The sequence below is a fragment of the Stenotrophomonas nitritireducens genome (genome assembly GCF_001700965.1).
Classification (GTDB): Bacteria; Pseudomonadota; Gammaproteobacteria; order Xanthomonadales; family Xanthomonadaceae; genus Stenotrophomonas; species Stenotrophomonas nitritireducens_A.
The window spans coordinates 84,142-101,643 of record NZ_CP016756.1 but is presented as its reverse complement, the minus strand read 5'-3'; the positions used below and the strand labels follow the sequence as shown (position 1 = coordinate 101,643).

At 62.5% G+C, this 17,502-nt stretch carries 14 protein-coding genes and 1 pseudogene; 9 read left to right on the top strand and 6 right to left on the bottom strand.

Annotated elements, in window-relative coordinates:
• Window positions 1-515: 515 nt before the first annotated feature.
• The gene (locus tag BCV67_RS00470) at window positions 516-2,549 is read left to right on the top strand and encodes a catalase (protein WP_231732524.1); all 2,034 of its coding nucleotides are present in this window, start codon (window positions 516-518) and stop codon (window positions 2,547-2,549) included.
• Between the two features lie 287 nt (window positions 2,550-2,836).
• Window positions 2,837-3,439, top strand: a complete 603-nt coding sequence (locus BCV67_RS00465) for a hypothetical protein (protein WP_062165893.1) — start codon at window positions 2,837-2,839, stop codon at window positions 3,437-3,439.
• A 309-nt stretch (window positions 3,440-3,748) separates the two neighbouring features.
• On the opposite strand, the gene BCV67_RS00460 is transcribed toward BCV67_RS00465, so the two are convergent.
• The 4 genes from BCV67_RS00460 to BCV67_RS00445 form a co-directional block, all read right to left on the bottom strand.
• The gene (locus tag BCV67_RS00460; protein WP_062165892.1) at window positions 3,749-4,006 is read right to left on the bottom strand and encodes a PQ-loop domain-containing transporter; all 258 of its coding nucleotides are present in this window, start codon (window positions 4,004-4,006) and stop codon (window positions 3,749-3,751) included.
• A gap of 8 nt (window positions 4,007-4,014) precedes the next feature.
• Complete coding sequence (locus BCV67_RS00455) at window positions 4,015-4,224, bottom strand: hypothetical protein (protein ID WP_062165889.1); 210 nt, start codon at window positions 4,222-4,224, stop codon at window positions 4,015-4,017.
• Between the two features lie 289 nt (window positions 4,225-4,513).
• Window positions 4,514-5,134, bottom strand: coding sequence for a DNA-3-methyladenine glycosylase (locus BCV67_RS00450; protein WP_062165887.1), 621 nt, complete (start codon window positions 5,132-5,134; stop codon window positions 4,514-4,516).
• A 122-nt stretch (window positions 5,135-5,256) separates the two neighbouring features.
• Entirely contained in the window at window positions 5,257-7,902 is a 2,646-nt protein-coding gene (locus BCV67_RS00445; protein WP_082746436.1) for a bifunctional diguanylate cyclase/phosphodiesterase, read from the bottom strand.
• 375 nt (window positions 7,903-8,277) lie between these two features.
• Between BCV67_RS00445 and BCV67_RS00440 the strand changes: the two genes are divergently transcribed.
• The 6 genes and pseudogenes from BCV67_RS00440 (at window position 8,278) to BCV67_RS00415 (ending at window position 15,039) form a co-directional block, all read left to right on the top strand.
• Window positions 8,278-9,039 carry a DUF72 domain-containing protein gene (locus tag BCV67_RS00440; protein WP_062165883.1) on the top strand — a complete coding sequence of 254 codons (762 nt, stop codon included), beginning with the start codon at window positions 8,278-8,280 and terminating at the stop codon, window positions 9,037-9,039.
• Window positions 9,032-9,841, top strand: a pseudogene (locus BCV67_RS00435) (DNA-formamidopyrimidine glycosylase family protein). Before BCV67_RS00440 ends, BCV67_RS00435 begins: the two are co-directional and overlap by 8 nt.
• 229 nt (window positions 9,842-10,070) lie before the next feature.
• Window positions 10,071-12,608, top strand: coding sequence for a DNA ligase D (ligD, locus tag BCV67_RS00430; protein WP_062165881.1), 2,538 nt, complete (start codon window positions 10,071-10,073; stop codon window positions 12,606-12,608).
• 154 nt (window positions 12,609-12,762) lie between these two features.
• Window positions 12,763-12,951, top strand: coding sequence for a hypothetical protein (locus BCV67_RS00425; RefSeq protein WP_062165880.1), 189 nt, complete (start codon window positions 12,763-12,765; stop codon window positions 12,949-12,951).
• Window positions 12,952-13,134: 183 nt separating this feature from the next.
• Entirely contained in the window at window positions 13,135-14,400 is a 1,266-nt protein-coding gene (gene cls / locus BCV67_RS00420; RefSeq protein ID WP_062171283.1) for a cardiolipin synthase, read from the top strand.
• A 270-nt stretch (window positions 14,401-14,670) separates the two neighbouring features.
• A complete protein-coding gene (locus BCV67_RS00415) occupies window positions 14,671-15,039 on the top strand; it encodes a nuclear transport factor 2 family protein (RefSeq protein ID WP_062165877.1) in 369 nt (122 codons plus the stop codon).
• A 163-nt stretch (window positions 15,040-15,202) separates the two neighbouring features.
• Here the strand turns inward: BCV67_RS00415 and BCV67_RS00410 are convergent, their stop codons facing one another.
• Both BCV67_RS00410 and BCV67_RS00405 read right to left on the bottom strand, forming a co-directional pair.
• Entirely contained in the window at window positions 15,203-15,676 is a 474-nt protein-coding gene (locus tag BCV67_RS00410; protein ID WP_197430050.1) for a MarR family winged helix-turn-helix transcriptional regulator, read from the bottom strand.
• A gap of 22 nt (window positions 15,677-15,698) precedes the next feature.
• Entirely contained in the window at window positions 15,699-16,109 is a 411-nt protein-coding gene (locus BCV67_RS00405) for an ester cyclase (RefSeq protein WP_062165873.1), read from the bottom strand.
• 249 nt (window positions 16,110-16,358) lie between these two features.
• Here BCV67_RS00405 and BCV67_RS00400 point away from each other — a divergent pair, with 249 nt between their 5' ends.
• Window positions 16,359-17,384 carry a DUF2268 domain-containing putative Zn-dependent protease gene (locus BCV67_RS00400; protein ID WP_082746435.1) on the top strand — a complete coding sequence of 342 codons (1,026 nt, stop codon included), beginning with the start codon at window positions 16,359-16,361 and terminating at the stop codon, window positions 17,382-17,384.
• Window positions 17,385-17,502: the final 118 nt, after the last annotated feature.

Below are 17,502 nucleotides of genomic sequence, written 5' to 3'. Positions count from 1 at the left end.
ATCGCCCCACACCGCTGAATTCGCCTGGCGGCCGGTTCATCTGTTCATGAGGGGACGCAGCGGCGTGGGCAGTCAACTCACCGTGAGCCAGCACGCGCGTCGGATCACACCTGTTTTACCTGCGCTGACTATGGTTGCAATTTCCTCTGCAACGGATGTCCACCATGGCAAGCAAACGCAAACCCGCAACTCGCGCACCTGCCGAAGCATCAGCCGCTCGGTCGGACAGCGGCCCGGCAGACACCGGTTCGCGCGCCCCGCTGCGCGACGAGGATCGCGTCGCGGCGCAGCTGAATGCGTGGGCGGCGGAGCGGCCATACAACCGCCAGAAGGCCGCCGAACATGGCCGCGAGGGCGCCACGATGCCGCCTGAAGGTGAACACCCGTCAGCGCCTTCGACGGCGGTGGGCGGCAGCACCACCAGCGAGTCCAACGCCACGGACAAGACCGGCCTGGCCGCCGCACCCGGCCAGGATGCCACTACCGGGCCGTTGTCGCGGGTGCGCAACGATGCGATGGCGCAGCAGCTGACCACCAATCAGGGCGTGCCTGTCGCCGACAACCAGAACAGCCTGAAGGCAGGCCTGCGCGGGCCTGCGTTGTTGAAGGATTTCATACTCCGCGAAAAGATCACCCACTTCGATCACGAACGCATTCCCGAGCGCATCGTGCATGCGCGCGGCTCGGGCGCGCATGGTTATTTCGAGGCCTACGCGAATCTCTCCAAGCTCACCCGGGCCGCGCCGTTCCAGCAGGCAGGCAAGATCACCCCGGTGTTTGTACGGTTCTCGACCGTGGCCGGCGAGCGTGGTTCCAAGGACACGGCCCGCGATGTACGCGGGTTTGCGGTGAAGTTCTACACGGACGAAGGCAACTGGGACCTGGTCGGCAACAACATGCCGGTGTTCTTCATCCAGGACGCGATGAAATTCCCGGATCTGGTGCATGCGGTCAAGCCCGAGCCGCATCATGCGATGCCGCAGGCGGCGTCCGCCCACGATACCTTCTGGGATTTCGTGTCGCTGATGCCCGAGTCCACCCACATGCTGCTCTGGCAGATGTCAGACCGTGCCATTCCGCGCAGCTATCGCATGATGCAGGGCTTCGGGGTGCACACTTTCCGACTGGTCAACGCGCAAGGTCGGTCGGTTTTCTGCAAGTTCCACTGGACGCCCAAGCTCGGTACGCATTCACTGGTCTGGGATGAGGCGGTGAAGATTTCCGGCGCCGATCCTGACTTCCATCGCCGCGACCTGTGGGAGGCGATCGAAGCCGGCGAGTACCCGGAGTACGAGCTTGGCATCCAGGTGTTCAGCGAGGAACAGGCCGAACGTTTCAGTTTTGACGTGCTTGATGCGACCAAACTCATCCCCGAGGAACTGATCCCGGTCCAGCCCGTTGGCCGCATGGTGCTGAACCGTAACCCGGACAATTTCTTCGCCGAGACCGAGCAGGTCGCATTCTGTACGGCGCACGTCATTCCCGGTATCGATTTCAGCAACGATCCGCTGCTGGCCGGCCGCATCCATTCCTATGTGGATACGCAGATCAGCCGGTTGGGCGGCCCCAATTTCCACGAACTGCCGATCAACGCGCCCGTTGTCAGCGTGCACAACAACCAGCGCGACGGCATGCATCGGCAGGCAGTGCACAGGGGCAGGGTGTCGTATGAGCCGAACTCGCTGGGGGGCGGTTGCCCGTTCCAGGCGGGCGGTGCGGGCTTCACCTCGTTTGCCGAGCCACCGGCGGGCGACGAGGTCAGGGCAAAGCCCGAGAAGTTCGCCGAACACTTCGCCCAGGCGACGTTGTTCTACAACAGCCAGACCCCGGCCGAGCAGCGGCACATCGCCGATGGTTTCCGTTTCGAGCTGAGCAAGGTAACCGTGCCTGCCATTCGTCAGCGGGTGGTGTCGATGCTGCGCAATGTGTCCGATGATCTGGCGGAAACGGTTGCTGCCGGCCTGGGCATGCCATTGCCCAAAGCCATGCCGCGTGCATTCAAGGGCAAGCTGAAGGCCGAGGTGAAGAAATCGCCGGCCCTGTCGTTGATGGCGCGGCCCGGCGAACTGGGCATACGCAGCCGCAGGATCGCGCTGCTGGTCGCCGCAGGCAGCCGCAAAGCGGAGGTGGACGCGCTTATCAAGGGGCTTGTTGCCGAGGGCGCCGTGGTGCGCCTGGTGGGCCCGCACGTGGGCGAGATCATCGCGGAGGAAGGCGGCTACTTCGACGCGGATGCCTCGCTGGAGAACGAGCCGGGCATCCTGTTCGATGCATTGGCGGTGTTGTCCGGCAAACCCGCAGCGGCGACCTTGTCGGCGGACGTGAGGGCACTTGAGCACGTCCGGGATGCGTACCGGCATGGCAAGCCCTTGTTGTTCGTGGGTGAGGGCAGGCAGGTATTCAAGGCTGCCGGTGTCGATCATCTGGCCAAGGACCCGTTGCTGCTGCAGAGTGCGACGCTCGATGGACCCACCCTGAAATCGTTCGTGAAAGCGATGGCCGCGCATCGCAATCCGGAACGTGAACTGTTGATGCAGCCGCAGAAATAGCGGCGTTGGCAGGGTCTGGCCGGTCCGGCCAGGCCCTGCATGGGCTGCGATAACCCGCGGCGGGATTGGAACGCGGTTGAATGTGCCTCCATTCCGGATTCGGGCGTGTTCATGTCGTGTGCTTGCTCCAACAATGAATCCGCTCAGTTTTACCCACGGCAGCGGGACATGCGCAGCCCGATTCGTGCAACACGGTGCTGGAGGGCTGCAGATCATTCACGGCTTGTCACGCCTCGTTATCGCTACCGCCGTTACACCACACTTTCATCACCACTAGGAGAGCTTCCATGGCCCGAAAGACAGATGGCGCACAGGTAACCGAATTGCTGCTGCAGGCGCTGGAAACAGAACGCGGCGGCCAGAAGATCTATACCGCTGCGCTGAAGGCAGTGCAGAACGATGATCTGCGCGAAGAATGGCAGGGTTATCTGGAAGAAACCCGCGGCCATGAAGAGATACTCACCCGCGTGTTCGAGCAGCTCGGTCTTGACACCGAGATGGCCAGCCCTGGCAGGCAGGTGGTTGCGCACCACGGCAAGTCGTTGGTGGCGGCCATCGAAATGGCGATCAAGAACGACACGCCAGCCGCCGCTGAGCTGGTCGCCGCTGAATGTGTGGTGCTGGCCGAAACCAAGGATCACCAGAACTGGGAGTTGATCGGCAAGGTTGCCGAGCAGGGCGGCGCGTCGGCCAAGGTGCTCAAGCAGGCGTACGAGGCGGTTGAACAACAGGAAGATCATCACCTATACCACACCGCCGGCTGGGCCCGCGAGCTTTGGCTGCAGAGCCTGGGCATCCCAGCGGTTCTGCCGCCCCCGGAGGAGCAGAAGGATGTGGAGACCGCAATCGGCGCGGCGCGTGCCGAGAAGGCCCGCAAGGACTATCTGTGATCCCGGGTGTCTGAACCGGGCGATTGACCGTAGTTGGACAAGCCCTTGGGGCGTGCGTGGTTGCTTGCAGCGGCCACGCACGCCGCCTCTGTCGATGCCAGGCGCCGAGGCGCGACTGCGATTGGCGCGTGTTTCCCCGACGCCGCTTTCGTTGCAGGCGTTGGACGAAGCTGGGTGGCAATCTGACAGCCAAGCAGCTCGAACATCACTCGTTTCATGCCTGTCGGCTCGGCGCAACGCTGCGTAGATGCTGCAACCACTTTCGGTGCGATGACCAGCAACACAGCTTGCGGTTGAAACATGCCTGCGCTAACGCCGCGACAACCATTGGCCAACCAGCGCAGTGAGCAGCAGGCAACTATTGGTGACAATGAACACCGTATTGCCTACCAGGATCGAATAGATCACAAACAACGTGGAAGCTGCTGCTTGCCCAATGAACAGCCAGGTTGAAATCGCCTCCGGGTGTTCGGTCTTGGCCTGCTTGACGATCTGACGGATCAGCGTGGCCAGCAGGATGGCCGACGCTGCCCAGCCGATGCCTTCGGTCAATAGTTGCTTGTCCATGCGCTGCCTCAGACGAACAGCGCGGTTTCGGTGACGCCCAGTTGCCGCGCGAACCTGGCCAGCTCATTGGCAACGGCAGCACCATCACCGTGATGTGCGGCTGCCTCCACTATGTCGCGATAGGTTTCCCAGAACTCGGGCCCGCTGCCATGCCGCTTGTAAGTCGCCTGCAGGCGCATCCATTGCTCGTCGGGGAGTATCTGCGCATCGAATCCCATTTTTCGCTCCGGATCAGATGGCCTGGATCACGGATGCCAGCGCTGCACCCAGGGCAATGCACAACCAAGCCGTCTTTCGCGGAAGCACTTGCGTGTGCCGGTGCAGTTCGGGGTGCCGGGTGCTGTTCATCGCGACGGGTTCCGTTCGGGTGTGCTGCCATCCTGATACGCACAGGGTTAAGCGGCCGTCCCGGAGTGCATGCAGGAAGCGCAGTGGTCTTCACAGTGCAGGACCGTGCGAATGCATGGCACAACCGCCCCGCAGCGCCGCCGTTCAGAGAAAGTCGATCTACTTCCTTCTTGCGGGAGCTGGCGTCTTCGACACGCAGGGATTCCCTGGAACACTCCAGCGCCACGGGGTGTCAACCGCCTTGCTTATTCCCACCCGCGGGCCGATGACCGGTTTGGCGGGTGGAGCGGTGCCGTCGCAGGCAATGACGATGCCGCGGTCACCCAGCACCAGGTCCGCGCCGTCGAAGTCCCGGTTAAGACCAAAGGCCTGTGACAACTTCCCCGGGCCACTGGCCAGGTCGACGGGGCGCTTTGCCGCGCTGCGCGCTTCGTACATGCGCTGCAGATTCTGCAGGGGCTCGGCCGCCCGCAGCAACACACCCACGCCTTCACCCACCTCACCGCAGACCGCATTGCTGCCCCAGTGCATGCCATAGGTGAAGTAGACATACAGGTGGCCGGGCGGCCCGAACATGGTGGCATTGCGCGCAGTCTGCCCGCGAAAGGAGTGCGCGGCAGGATCTTCGCTGCCCGCGTAGGCTTCCACTTCCACAATGCGTGCGCAGCGGCCGTCACTGCGCAGCAGCAGTTTGTTGAGCAGTTCCGGGGCGACGAGGGCAGGGTGACGGCGATAGAAATCGCGCGCCAGAACCTGCAGGCCTTTGCTGTCGAACGCCACGTTGAAGCACCTCCCAGTTGCGACGGTTCGCGCAGCTTACGGCACTGCCCCGGGTAGGTGCAGTGAGGATGCGTGCACTGCAAGATTCCATGGGCGTCCAGTTGCGAACAGTACAAACCCAACTAACGCTGGAACAGTACCCGCTCCGGCCGATGCAGGCCGAAACCCTGCGCATAATCCACGCCGAGTGAGCGCGCTGCTTCACGCAGATGGTCGTTGCTGACACCTTCCGCAACCACCTTGAGGCCGCGCTGATGGCCGATCTTGGCGATGGCACTGATGATGGTATGGCTGATCGGGTCGGTATCCAGATCGCGGATGAAGCTGCGGTCGATCTTGATCAGGTCCAACGGGAGATTCTTGAGGTAGCCGAAGGACGACATGCCGGCACCGAAATCATCAAGGGCGATATTGCAGCCCACGCGCCGCAGGCGTTCCACGATGCTCACGACCTTCAGCAGGTTGCGCACCGCGACGGTCTCGGTGATCTCGAAGCACAGCATCTGCGGTGGCACGCCATGCGCGCTTATGCAATCGAGAATGAAATCGGCCAGGCCTTCGTCCTCGATGCTTGCACCTGACAGATTGATCGCGCAGGTGCCCAGTACACGCGCGGTGGGGTGCAGTTGGTGGAAGTTCGCCAGAGCTTTGTGGATCACCCAACGGTCGATGGCCGGCATCAGCCCATAACGCTCGGCGGCGGGCAGGAACGCGCCGGGCAGCACGATGCTGCCGTCCTCATCGCGCAGGCGCAGCAGCAGTTCGATATTGGTGGCGGTGTCCTCGCCGGTGAGCGAGATGATTTCCTGGTAGTCCAGCAGCAGGCGATCCTGTTCCATCGCCCAGCGCAGCCGGTTGACCCATTCCATTTCGCCCTGGCGGCGGGTGGTCTCGTCGTCCTCGCGGTAGACGTGTACCCGATTGCGCCCGTTTTCCTTGGCCAGATAGCAGGCGGTGTCGGCCCAGGCCAGCAGATCCTTGAGGGTGGGCACCTGCTGGTCAATGAGCACCATGCCGATGCTGCAGCTGATCTTGTAGCTGCGCCCCTGCCAGCTGAACATCAGCGTTTCGATGCAGGCGCGCAGCCGCTCGGCCAGTTCCAGCGGCCCTTCGGGAGCGGTGTGGAAGGTCAGCAGGCCGAATTCATCCCCACCCAGGCGGGCGAGCACATCGCCGTTGCGCAGCTGCTGGCGCATGGCCACGGCCAGCTGCTCGAGCAGCTGATCGCCTGCCATGTGCCCTGACACATCGTTGATCAGCTTGAACTGGTCAAGGTCGATGTACAGTAATGTCCAGAAACCGGTGGCCGCGCGTGCGCCGCGGTCCCCCAGCAGCTCTTCCACGCGACGCTCGAACTCACGGCGGTTGTACAGGCCGGTGAGCGCATCGTGCGCGGCCTGGTAACTCAGCCGATCGGTCAACTCGCGCTGTTCGGAGTTGTCGGTGGCAACCATCAGCAGGTGCGGCGCACCATCTACCTCCACCTCGGCGATGGACGCGTTCGCCCAGAAACTGGCGCCATCCGCGCCTCGCAATTCGGCCTCGAGCCGGTTCCAGCCACTGCGGATGTCCGCCGCGTCGCGCGTACGTGCCTGCAACTGCTGGTCAAGGAAAAGCGAGGACAGCTGCAGGCCGGTGAGTTCACCAAGGCGCTGCCGCGCGGCCTGGTTGGCATAGACGATTTTCCAGTCGCGGGCGTCGGCCAGCAATACCAGCGCCGGCAGCAGTTCGTTGAGGGCGCGGAAACGCAGCTCGCTCTCGCGGTAACGGGCACTCATCTGCGCGCCCAACGCCAGCGCTTTTCGCCGGGTCATCGCCAACGACCACAGCAGGGCCGACAGCAACAGGCTGGTGATGCTGCCACCGATGACGATGGTGTGCAGCCTGCCCAGATCCTGCGGCTGCGGACGTGGCAGCATTTCGATCTGCCAACGTCTTCCACCGAAATCGAGCTGGCGCCGCTGCGCAGGCAGACCGGCTGCAGCAACCGTGCCCGAGTCGTAGAAGGGCTGGGACAGGTCATCCGCATCACGTATGCGCACGCGAAAACCCTGCAGGACAGGTGGCTTCAATGCGCTTTCTATCAGGGGCTGCAAACGGATGCCCATGGCCAGGGCGCCGATTTCGCGCGCGCGACGCTCGCTGGGTGAGGTGGGGGTGGGGCCGGTGGAGTAGACCGGCAAGCGCAGCGTGACCCCCAATGGATTCTGTCCCGCCTGTGCGCTCTGGCGCAGCGCGAACGGGGCGGAAAGGGTCGCGGTGTCCGTGTCCCGCGCCTGCAGCAAGGCCGCAAGGTTGGCCGGCTGGCTGACCATGTCGAAACCCAGCAGGCTGGTATTGCTCTGGTAAGGCGAGACGAATTCGTAGCGGTAAGCGGCATTTTCCGTCTGCGGCCGGTCCACCTCGGCGCGCCGTGCAAAGGCCATCGAGGTATAAGCACCGGTGCCGTCGTAAAGCCGGCCGTAATACTGCGTGAAGCTGGTCTGATCCATCCGGTCGTTGGCCAGGAACAGCGTCTGCATCGCGCGCAGGATGGAGGCGGCGCGTTGCAGTGGCACCTGCAGCTGCACCATTCCCGTATCAGCGAGGACGGCACGTGCGTTGGCGGCCTGTTGCTGCAGGTCCGTCCATTCGCGGTAGGCCAGGACCGTCGTGCAGGCCAGGCCGAATAGCAGGCCGGCTATTGCCCATACAAGCGGAGGCAGGCCCGCGCGGCGAGCGGGCAACCCTGACGCAGTGTGTTCGGTCGCTGGCTGGATGGAAGTCACGTGCCCGTTCGGCTCCTGTGTATGGGATGGGCGGTGGTATCTGGTGTCTTGGGGAAGCAACGAAGCGGCCTGCAATGGACAGCCGTAGAAAGTAGTGAAACAGCACGGCAGGTACCGTGATGCAGCTCCCGGCCTTTGCACGCCGCGTCAGGATATCGGCAGGGTGTGCCTGATCTTGATGGAGCGTTCATGCTGCGCTGCCGAGCCCCCTGCGGCGTTGTCGCAATGTACGGATACCGTAGCGCAAATCGCGGCGTCCGGGCAGCCATCCATCCACGGTGCGGCGAGCACGCCCGCAGCCGCAGGCGTTGCTCATCACATGGCCCGGACAGGATTTCACCGGCTACCCACGGTTGACGCGGGAGGCTTCCGCCAATGAAGGTCGCAACGTCCACCTCCAAGCTTGCCCGGCTCCGAATAGGTTGCGCTGGCTGGTCACTGCCCGCGCGGCAGGCAGCCCATTTCGATGCCGGCGCAAGTGCGCTGGAACGCTATGCAAGCCGGTTCTCCATGGTGGAGATCAATTCGTCCTTCTACCGTCCCCACCAGGCCAAGACCTACGCCCGTTGGGCGGCCTCGGTGCCCGACGAATTCCGCTTCTCGGTGAAGATTCCGCGCGCCATCTCACACGATGCCGCCTTGCATAGCGCCGGCGGCCTGCTGGATGCGTTCCTCGACGGGGTGCACTGCCTGGAGGACAAGTTGGGCGTGCTGCTGTTGCAGCTTCCTCCGAGCCTGGTCTACGACGGCCGGGTGGCGGCGAACTTTTTCCGCGTGCTGCGCAGGCGCAGCGACTGCCCGCTGGCGTGCGAGCCGCGTCACCCCAGCTGGTTCACCCCGGCTGCAGAGGCGATGCTGCGCAGCCACGGGGTTGCGCGGGTAGCCGCCGATCCCGCCCGGGCAGCCGATGGCGGCATGCCGGGTGGCACCACGGACTGGAACTACTGGCGGTGGCATGGCCGCCCGCGGGTGTATTACAGCCAATACCAGGACCAGGACCTGCAGCAACTTGTCGAACGGCTGGACCATGCAGGCGGCTCCCGCAGTTGGATCGTGTTCGACAATACCGCGCATGGCCACGCGGTTGGCGATGCATTGAAACTGCAGGCGTTGCTTGGGGTCGGGTCCGATGCCTGAGGGCCCTTCCATCGTTCTGTTGCGCGAAGCGGCCGCACGCTTCAAGGGCCATACCGTGCGTGCGGTGTCCGGCAATACAAGCGTGGATCTGTCGGTACTGCGAGGACGCCGGGTCAAGGCCGTGCGTAGCTGGGGAAAGCATTTTCTGCTTGAGTTCAGCCGTGCAAGTCTGCGTATCCATCTGATGATGTTCGGCAGCTGGCGTATCGACAAGCGCAAGGATGCGCCGGCCCGGGTATCCCTGACATTCGACAATGGCTAACTCAATTTCTACACCTGTTCGGTCAAGCTGATCGAGCAACCGCTGGACGAGGTATACGACTGGCGTGCCGATGTGATGAGTGAGGACTGGGACCCGCGACTGGCACGGAAGAAGCTCAAGGCCATGCCGGACACGCTGGTGTGTGACGCGCTTCTGGACCAGAGTGTTTTCTCCGGAGTGGGCAACATCATCAAGAACGAAGTGTTGTTCCGCATCGGCGTGCATCCGGAATCGACCATCGGGGCGTTGCCGCCACGCAAGCTCGGCCAGATGATCGCCCAGGCGCGCGCTTACAGCTTCGATTTTCTCGAATGGAAGCGTGCATTCACGCTACGCAAGCACTGGAAGATCCATACACGCAAGGTCTGCCCCGAGTGCTCTGGCCCGGTCAGCAAGCGTTACCCTGGAACCACGCGCCGGCGTGCGTTCTTCTGCCCCAACTGCCAGCCCCTGTATGGCCCGGGCGATAGCAGCAGGCCACCGGCGAAACGCCGGAACACCGCGCCGTTTTCACGCCGAAATAGCCGCTCCTCGACCTGATGTTGACATCCCGTGCGTAGATTGACGGTCGCAGCCGCCACGCACCGGTTTGGGCCGGGCACCAGCAGGAGCCGTCCATGAGTGAGGGCAACAGCAGGCCAGAGCCAATCGCCAGTGACCACATCGGCCTTGATGGGGATTGCGGGGTTCAGTTGCGGACCGCGCTGGGAATGAGTACAGGACGGTCGCGTGCAAGCGTTGCCGCTGCCATGCGGGAACAGGAGCGGGCATGAGCCTTGTCGATTACCGCCGCAAACGCCGCTTCGACCAGACGCGCGAACCCGAGCCCGGCAAACCGGTGCCGAAGGGTAAACGCGCGATCTTCGTCGTCCAGCTGCATCACGCGAGCCGTCGCCACTACGATTTCCGCCTGCAGGTGGGCGACACGCTGAAGAGCTGGGCGGTGCCCAAAGGGCCCAGTTACGATCCCTCGGTGAAGCGGATGGCGGTCGAGGTGGAAGATCACCCGGTCGACTATGCGGATTTCGAAGGAGAGATTCCAAAGGGCCAGTACGGCGGCGGGCATGTGGCGCAGTTCGACCACGGCGTGTGGGCCACCGAAGGTGACCCGCAGGCACAACTGGCCAAAGGCCATCTGCGGTTCGAATTGTTCGGCGACAAGTTGAAAGGGGGCTGGCATCTGGTGCGCTCGGGCAAACCAGCGCGGCAGCCGCAATGGTTGCTGTTCAAGGACCGCGACGCCTATGCCAGCGCGCTGGAGGCCGATGACCTGCTGGCCGATGTGGCGCCTGCGCCCGACAGCGACAAGCAACGTGCCGGCAGCGGCAAGCGGGTAAAGAAGCGGCTGGCCGCCGTGCCGGTGAAGTCGGCAAAGCCCGGCCGACGCAAGGATTGGGCCAAGCGTGCGCTGTCGCTGACCAAAGCCCGCAAGGGCAGGGTGCCGGCAGGGCCCTTCAAGCCACAGTTGGCAACGCTGGGTCAGGCGCCACCGCTTGGTGCGCAATGGCTGCATGAGATCAAATGGGACGGTTACCGCATCCTGGTCACCATCAGCGATGGCAATGTGCGTCTGTGGTCGCGCAACGCACTGGAATGGACCGACAAGCTCCCGGACATCCGCGTCGCATTGGAAGGATTGCGGCTGGAGTCGGCTGCGCTGGATGGCGAGCTCATCGCCGGCAGCGGAACCAAGGAGGATTTCAACCTGCTGCAGGCCACGCTTTCAGGCGAGCGGCAGGGGCAGCTCACTCTGGTGTTGTTCGATGTATTGCATCTTGACGGGATCGAGGTTACCAATGCACCGCTGCTTGAGCGCAAGGCGCTGCTGCAGGAACTATTGAAGGGTGCGCCGCCGCACCTCGCCTTCAGCTCACATGTGGAAGCAGACGGAGAGGCGGCTTTCCGTCTCGCAGCGGAGCAGCACTTCGAAGGCGTGATATCCAAACGGGCGGATCGCGCTTACCGCCCAGGTCGCAGCGAGGACTGGCGCAAGACCAAACAACTGGCGTCGGATGAGTTCGCGGTAGTGGGGTATACCGCCCCCAAGGGTGCACGCACCGGTTTTGGCGCGTTGCTGTTGGCCAAACCGGACCCCACCCATGGTTGGCGCTACGCCGGCAGGGTGGGTACCGGTTTCGATGCGGCGATGATCCGCCAGCTGGCCCCCAAATTGCGTGGTGGCGGCAGCAAACCAACCGCTCATGTCGGTACCACTGAAACCGACCTGCGCACGGCGAAGTGGTTTGCTCCGCGTTTCGTGGTCGAAGTGTTCTACCGCGGCAAAGGTGGCCAAGCCCTGCTGCGGCAACCTTCGCTCAAGGCGTTGCGCCTGGACAAGGACGTGGGCGATCTTGGAGACAGCGACCAGAGTGGCACGCCGAAACAGAAGGCTGCCGCGGCCAAACGTGGCAAGCCCGCATCGCGTGCGTCCAATGATGCGCTGCCGGTGCTCTCCAGCCCGACCAAGCTGCTGTTTCCCGCCGATCGGATCAGCAAGCAGGATGTCTGGGACTACTACCTGGCGGTGTCCGACCATCTGCTGCCGGAGATCGTTGGCCGCCCCTTGTCGGTCATCCGCTGCCCGGCCGGCATCGAACGGCCGTGTTTTTTCCAGAAGCACATGACCGCCGGTCTGGAACGGGTATCCACCGTCACCCTGAAGGAGGAGTCCGGCGCACTGGCTGACTATCTGGTGGTCGATGATCTGGCCGGGTTGATGGAGCTGGTCCAGTTCAACACCCTGGAATTCCATCCGTGGGGTGCGAGAGCCGACACGCCCGATGTGGCGGACAGAGTGGTATTCGACCTGGACCCCGGCCCTGATGTGCCCTTCGCCGAAGTGAAACGCGCGGCCACGGATATCCGCAGGTTGCTGGCAGGCATGGAACTGCAGTCGTTCCTGCGCGTGTCCGGCGGCAAAGGCCTGCACGTGGTGGTGCCACTGTCGCCGGGCTGCGACTGGGACCTGACCAGGCGTTTCGCACGTGGCTTCGCCGATGCGCTGGCGCAGTCCGAACCCGACCGCTTCCTGGCCACGGCAACCAAGAGCCGCCGCACCCGTCGCATCTTCGTCGATTACCTGCGCAATGGCCGCGGCGCTACCGCGGTGGCGTCGTATTCGATGCGCAGCCGTCCTGGCGCACCGGTGGCGCTGCCCTTGGCGTGGGCCGATCTGCCCAAGCTGCACCGGGCAGACGCCTTCACCATCAAGGAGGTTCCCGCGAAGCTGAGGCGGCGCAGGAAAGACCCTTGGGCGGGTATCGACACGCTCAAGCAGGATCTGTCGCGCTGGGATGACAAGGAATGAACAACGCAGCAGCAGCGCGATCAACGCCAATCGTTGGCTTCACTCGACATTCCCTCGCTTCAAGGCGATTCGCCGCACTGTCTTGACGGCATAAGCACACCATCCGAACACAGCGCTGGCCACACTGCCTATCCTCGCCAATCAAGGTGCGCATATGAACAGCCCACAGAAGCCAGCCCCGCAGAAAGACGACGCGCGTGCCGACGGCATGCCCAAGACCGACGCCGCGCGCGAGCAGGATCTGCACGAGCAGGCCGACCAGAAAAAGCAGGAAGACAAGTTGCGCCAGTCCAATCAGATCGATAAAGGGCCTTCAGCCTGCAATCCCGAAGGACGCCGCTGACCACTTTTTGCCAATGGTGTGGAAGGCCGGAATGGCGGCTTGGCCCACGCGGCGTAGCCGCTGAGCGGCCCGTCACCGGTTGCCCATGTCAGCTTCACGCGGAACTTATCGGATCTGCAGTTAGCTAGGCGCCTTCCCAAGTGGCGTTATTCCCCGATGGTCAAGCGCTGGAGCCGCAAACGAATGGTCTGGACGATTGTGATCACCGCGCTGGTTACGCTGCTGGTGGCGGTGCTGGCGATGAATTTCAAGACCTCCGAGAAGAAGCTCGAACGTAGGATCGACCATCTTTACGCAGCCGACAGCCCCCAGTTCCGCCGTGAAATGGGGGTGCTGCTCGGGCCGGGTCTTGTGCCTGGCAATACCGTCACCGATCTGGAAAACGGCGATGAGATCTTCCCGGCAATGCTGGACGCAATCCACTCGGCGCAGAAGACCATCACCTTCGAAACCTATATCTACTGGTCGGGACAGATAGGCCAGGAGTTTGCGGATGCCTTGGCCGAACGCGCCCGCGCAGGTGTGAAAGTCAAAGTGATGGTGGACTGGGTGGGCAGCCTGAAGATGGACAGCAGCCTGTTGGATCAGATCACCAACGCCGGTGCCGAGGTGCATCAGTATCGCCCGCTCAAGTGGTACAACCTGGGGCGCCTGAATAATCGTACCCATCGCAAGCTGCTGGTGATTGACGGCAAGGTGGGCTTCACCGGCGGCGTGGGTGTCGCCGACCAGTGGAGCGGGCATGCCCAGGACTTCGAGCATTGGCGCGACATGCACTTCAAGATTGAGGGGCCGGTGGTGGCCCAGGTGCAGGCCGCCTTCAACGACAACTGGATCAAAACCACCGGCGAGGTGCTCAACGGGGAGGATTATTTTCCGCAGGTAGCGCCGGTCGGTGAGATGGATGCGCACATGTTCGTGGCGTCGCCGTCCGGCGGTAGCGAGAGCATGCACCTGATGTACCTGATGGCCATTGCAGCTGCAGAGCGCAGCATCGACCTGCAGGCGGCGTACTTCGTGCCCGATGACCTGATCATCAAGGCCTTGATCACCGCGCGCCAACGCGGTGTGCGGGTGCGGGTGACCGTGCCCGGCAAGCACATCGACTCGGAGACCGTGCGTCTGGCCTCGAAGGCCCACTGGGGTGAGTTGCTGCTCGCCGGCGTGCAGATCTACGAATACCAGCCCACGATGATGCACAACAAACTGCTGATCGTGGACGGCGTAATGACCTCGGTGGGCTCCACCAACTTTGATGTACGCAGCTTCCAGCTCAACGACGAAGCCAGCCTCAATGTCTATGACGCCGCGTTCGCAGCACGCATGACCAGGGTTTTTGAAGCCGACCTTGGCCCCACGGTGCAATACACATACGCGATGTGGCAGCAACGCCCATTGAAGGAGAAGCTGATCGAGAAGTTCATTCTGCCGATCAAGTCGCAGCTGTGAGTGGGCTGCACGCCTTGCGGTGTGAACTGCGGTGGCGTGGGAACACAACCAGTGGTCAGTGTGTGGTTCGGACCGTTTACTGACAGTAGAGCTGCGCTGCTGTTGCCCAGACGCGCAACAACGGCGCCGCGCTCGGTTTGGTTTTCGTTCGCTTGTTGACCGATCAAGGGCCGCCTATGATCGATCCGTTCAATCAATCCGACAGCCCAACGCCGCCTTGCGCCTGCGCCCGTTTCAGGCGTTGAATCACTACCTGGAAAACTGACGCCCATGCAGATTCGCGAATATGAAGAGCGGCTTCGTGTTGCCATGCTGCACAGCGATGTGGCCGAGCTGGATGTACTGATTGATGATGCGCTGCTGTTCATCGGGCCTGATGGCGGCATCTATACGAAAGTGGACGACCTTGCGTTGCACCGCTCCGGCGCACAGCGACTGTCCCAGGCGGAGTGGCAGGCCGTGGAGCTGCGCTCTTACGGTACGACCTGCGTCACGGTTGTCACTGCCCAGCTGTCAGGCACGCTCATGGGCGCGCCGTTCTCGGGCCTGTTCCGTTATGTGCGTACCTGGGTGCAGCAGGAGGCCGGTTGGCGGGTGGTCGCTGGCAGCGTATCCGCGATCGCTGAACCGGCGTCCTGAGCAGGTGCGGCAGTGCTCATGCAATCCGATGCCGCTTCGCACGGGCTGGCTGCAGGCTTTGAGGAAAGCCTATGACGGGAGCGGACCGAGATAGGGCAGGCAGCCAGGGTCTTGGGGCGCTAGGGACGAATTTTTGTCGACGCCGACTGAGGTGTCGGACGGATCAGCGCTGACCAGCATCATCCGATGCGGCTACCGCCGTGATCCGCTCCAGCAAGGCAATGGCGGTCTCGAGTGCCTGCCGCTCCTCAGTCGTCGCATGATCGCGCAGCGCCTGCGCCATCCATTCCATACGCAGCTGCCGGTCATCGCCGAGTACAGACTTTCCTTCTCCGGTCAGTGCAATCAGCTGGCTGCGACGGTCTTGCGGATCGATCGCCTTGGTTATCAGCCCTTCTTTTTCCAGCTGCTCGACTACCACGCGCATGCTCTGGTGCTTGACGTTTCGTGCCGCAGCAAGCTGGGCCGTGCTCATGGCGCCGCGGCGGTCCAGAAGCGCGAGCGTTTCGGACTGCGTTGTCGTCGGCGTATCGGTCCCGGCGCGAACCGCGCGCACAAAGCTTCCGATGCTGGACCGCAGGTGCTCGGCCAGTTCCATGAGTTCAGCAGGCGCTTTCTTGTTGGTCTGGGATTTCATCATGGTTGCCGATGGACTTCGCTCAGGCTTTCAATGCAGCCAGGACGTTGGCCAAGGTGTTGATTCCCCAATGTTCGCTGTACTTTCCATCACTGATCCGCACGATGTCGATCACCTCGATGGAGACGGATTTGCCGGTTGCGGAAATCCCGAACAAAGGCCCGCCATGGAGGCCACTGATCGTTTTCCTGGTCGTGACCTTGTCACCCTCGGCGACCTGATCGTGGATGCTGACCGTCATCTGCGAGAGAGCGGGGCGCAACACGTTCTGAAATGTATTCCACATGCTCTCAGCGTCGTTCGGCGCGCCGGGAGGTGCCGTCCGGTTCACGAAATCGGTCGCCATCAGCGACTCAAAGGCCGCGCGATCTCCGCGCTCGATCACCTCAAGATTGAAGCGCCGCACGATCTCCTTGTTTGTTTCGCTCGTCATGGCCGTTCTACACGAGGATGGATGTGCAAATAATATACAGTAAAGCTGTATAAATCCATCGGGTCGGCGTCAGCTGCAAAAGCCGTAGTCGCTACCGAGGAGAGGCGGGCAGAGGTATCTGCTGGACAGTCGATATCGCCCCGTCCCTTGTGGACAAGCATTTCAGCGGTCCGCGCCGGGCGATTGCATGTGGACAGCGAGGCTGGTACCTCTACACCCACAAATTCAGGCACGAGGGAGAGAACAAGAATGATCCACGGATTCCACTGGTGGCCAGCGCAGCTGCAGCAGGCCGATCCTGATCAACGCGCCTGCCGCCGCACCGCATCGGTGCGCGAGATAGCACGGATCATCGCGCTGGGCGCGCTGCTGATGCCCGCACTTTGGGCTCACGCTGAGCCAACAGTGGTTACCGATGACGTCGATCGCTTCTACAGGATCTATGCGGCAGCCGACGGGCATCCGACGGCGGACCAGCTCCAGCGCGAGTATCTGGATCAGGGTTCGGACGGATTGAAGCACTTTTCAAAGATCCGCAACATCACCGGTGAGCGCATCGCCAAGGCCATTAACGATCGGCCTGAAATATACGATCAGGCTCGCCAATGTGCAGCGGTACTGCCCCAGGTGAAAGCCAGGGTCGGGGATGCCTTGAACCGCTTCTCCGAGTTGTATTCGGACGCGAGTTTTCCAGCAGTCACTGTTTCGGTGGGACGGGGACGGCCTGTAGCGGTGGCGGGCCCAAATGATGGGATCAATATTGGTTTGGAAGCGCTATGCGCGGCAGCCTTCATCAATCCCAACATCGAAGATCGGTTCGTACGCGTGATGGTGCATGAGTTTGTTCACGTCCAGCAGGTGCCGGAACTTACGGATAAGCCCACGCCGACGGTGCTGGAGGTGTCACTTGTCGAAGGTTCGGCCGAGTTTGTGACCGAGCTTCTCACCGGTGACGTTGCGTACGCCTACATGGCGGACCTGGTGGCAGGGCGCGAAGCAGAAATCGAGCAGGCGTTCATTGCCGACATGGACGCGACCGATCTGTCCAAGTGGTTGTACAACTCCACGCCTTCAAAGCCGGGTGATCTTGGTTACTGGGTCGGCTACCGAATCGCGAAAGCCTACTATTCCAAGGCCGATGACAAGCGCGAAGCACTTAAGACAATCATCTCTATGAAGGATGCGAAGGAATTTCTGGCGCTGAGCGAATGGTCGCCGGAACGCGTGCCAGCGCAGAAAGTCGGTTCGCCGGCTAGCGCCGTTGAGTCGAGATAGGGCGAGCTGGATTGTTGTAGACGTGCTCTGCGCTCTACAAAGAATGTCTTTATCGCGATCAGATTTCCAAGGCAATGTTCATGGCTACTGTGACACGCGACGTGAGCCGGTGACTTGG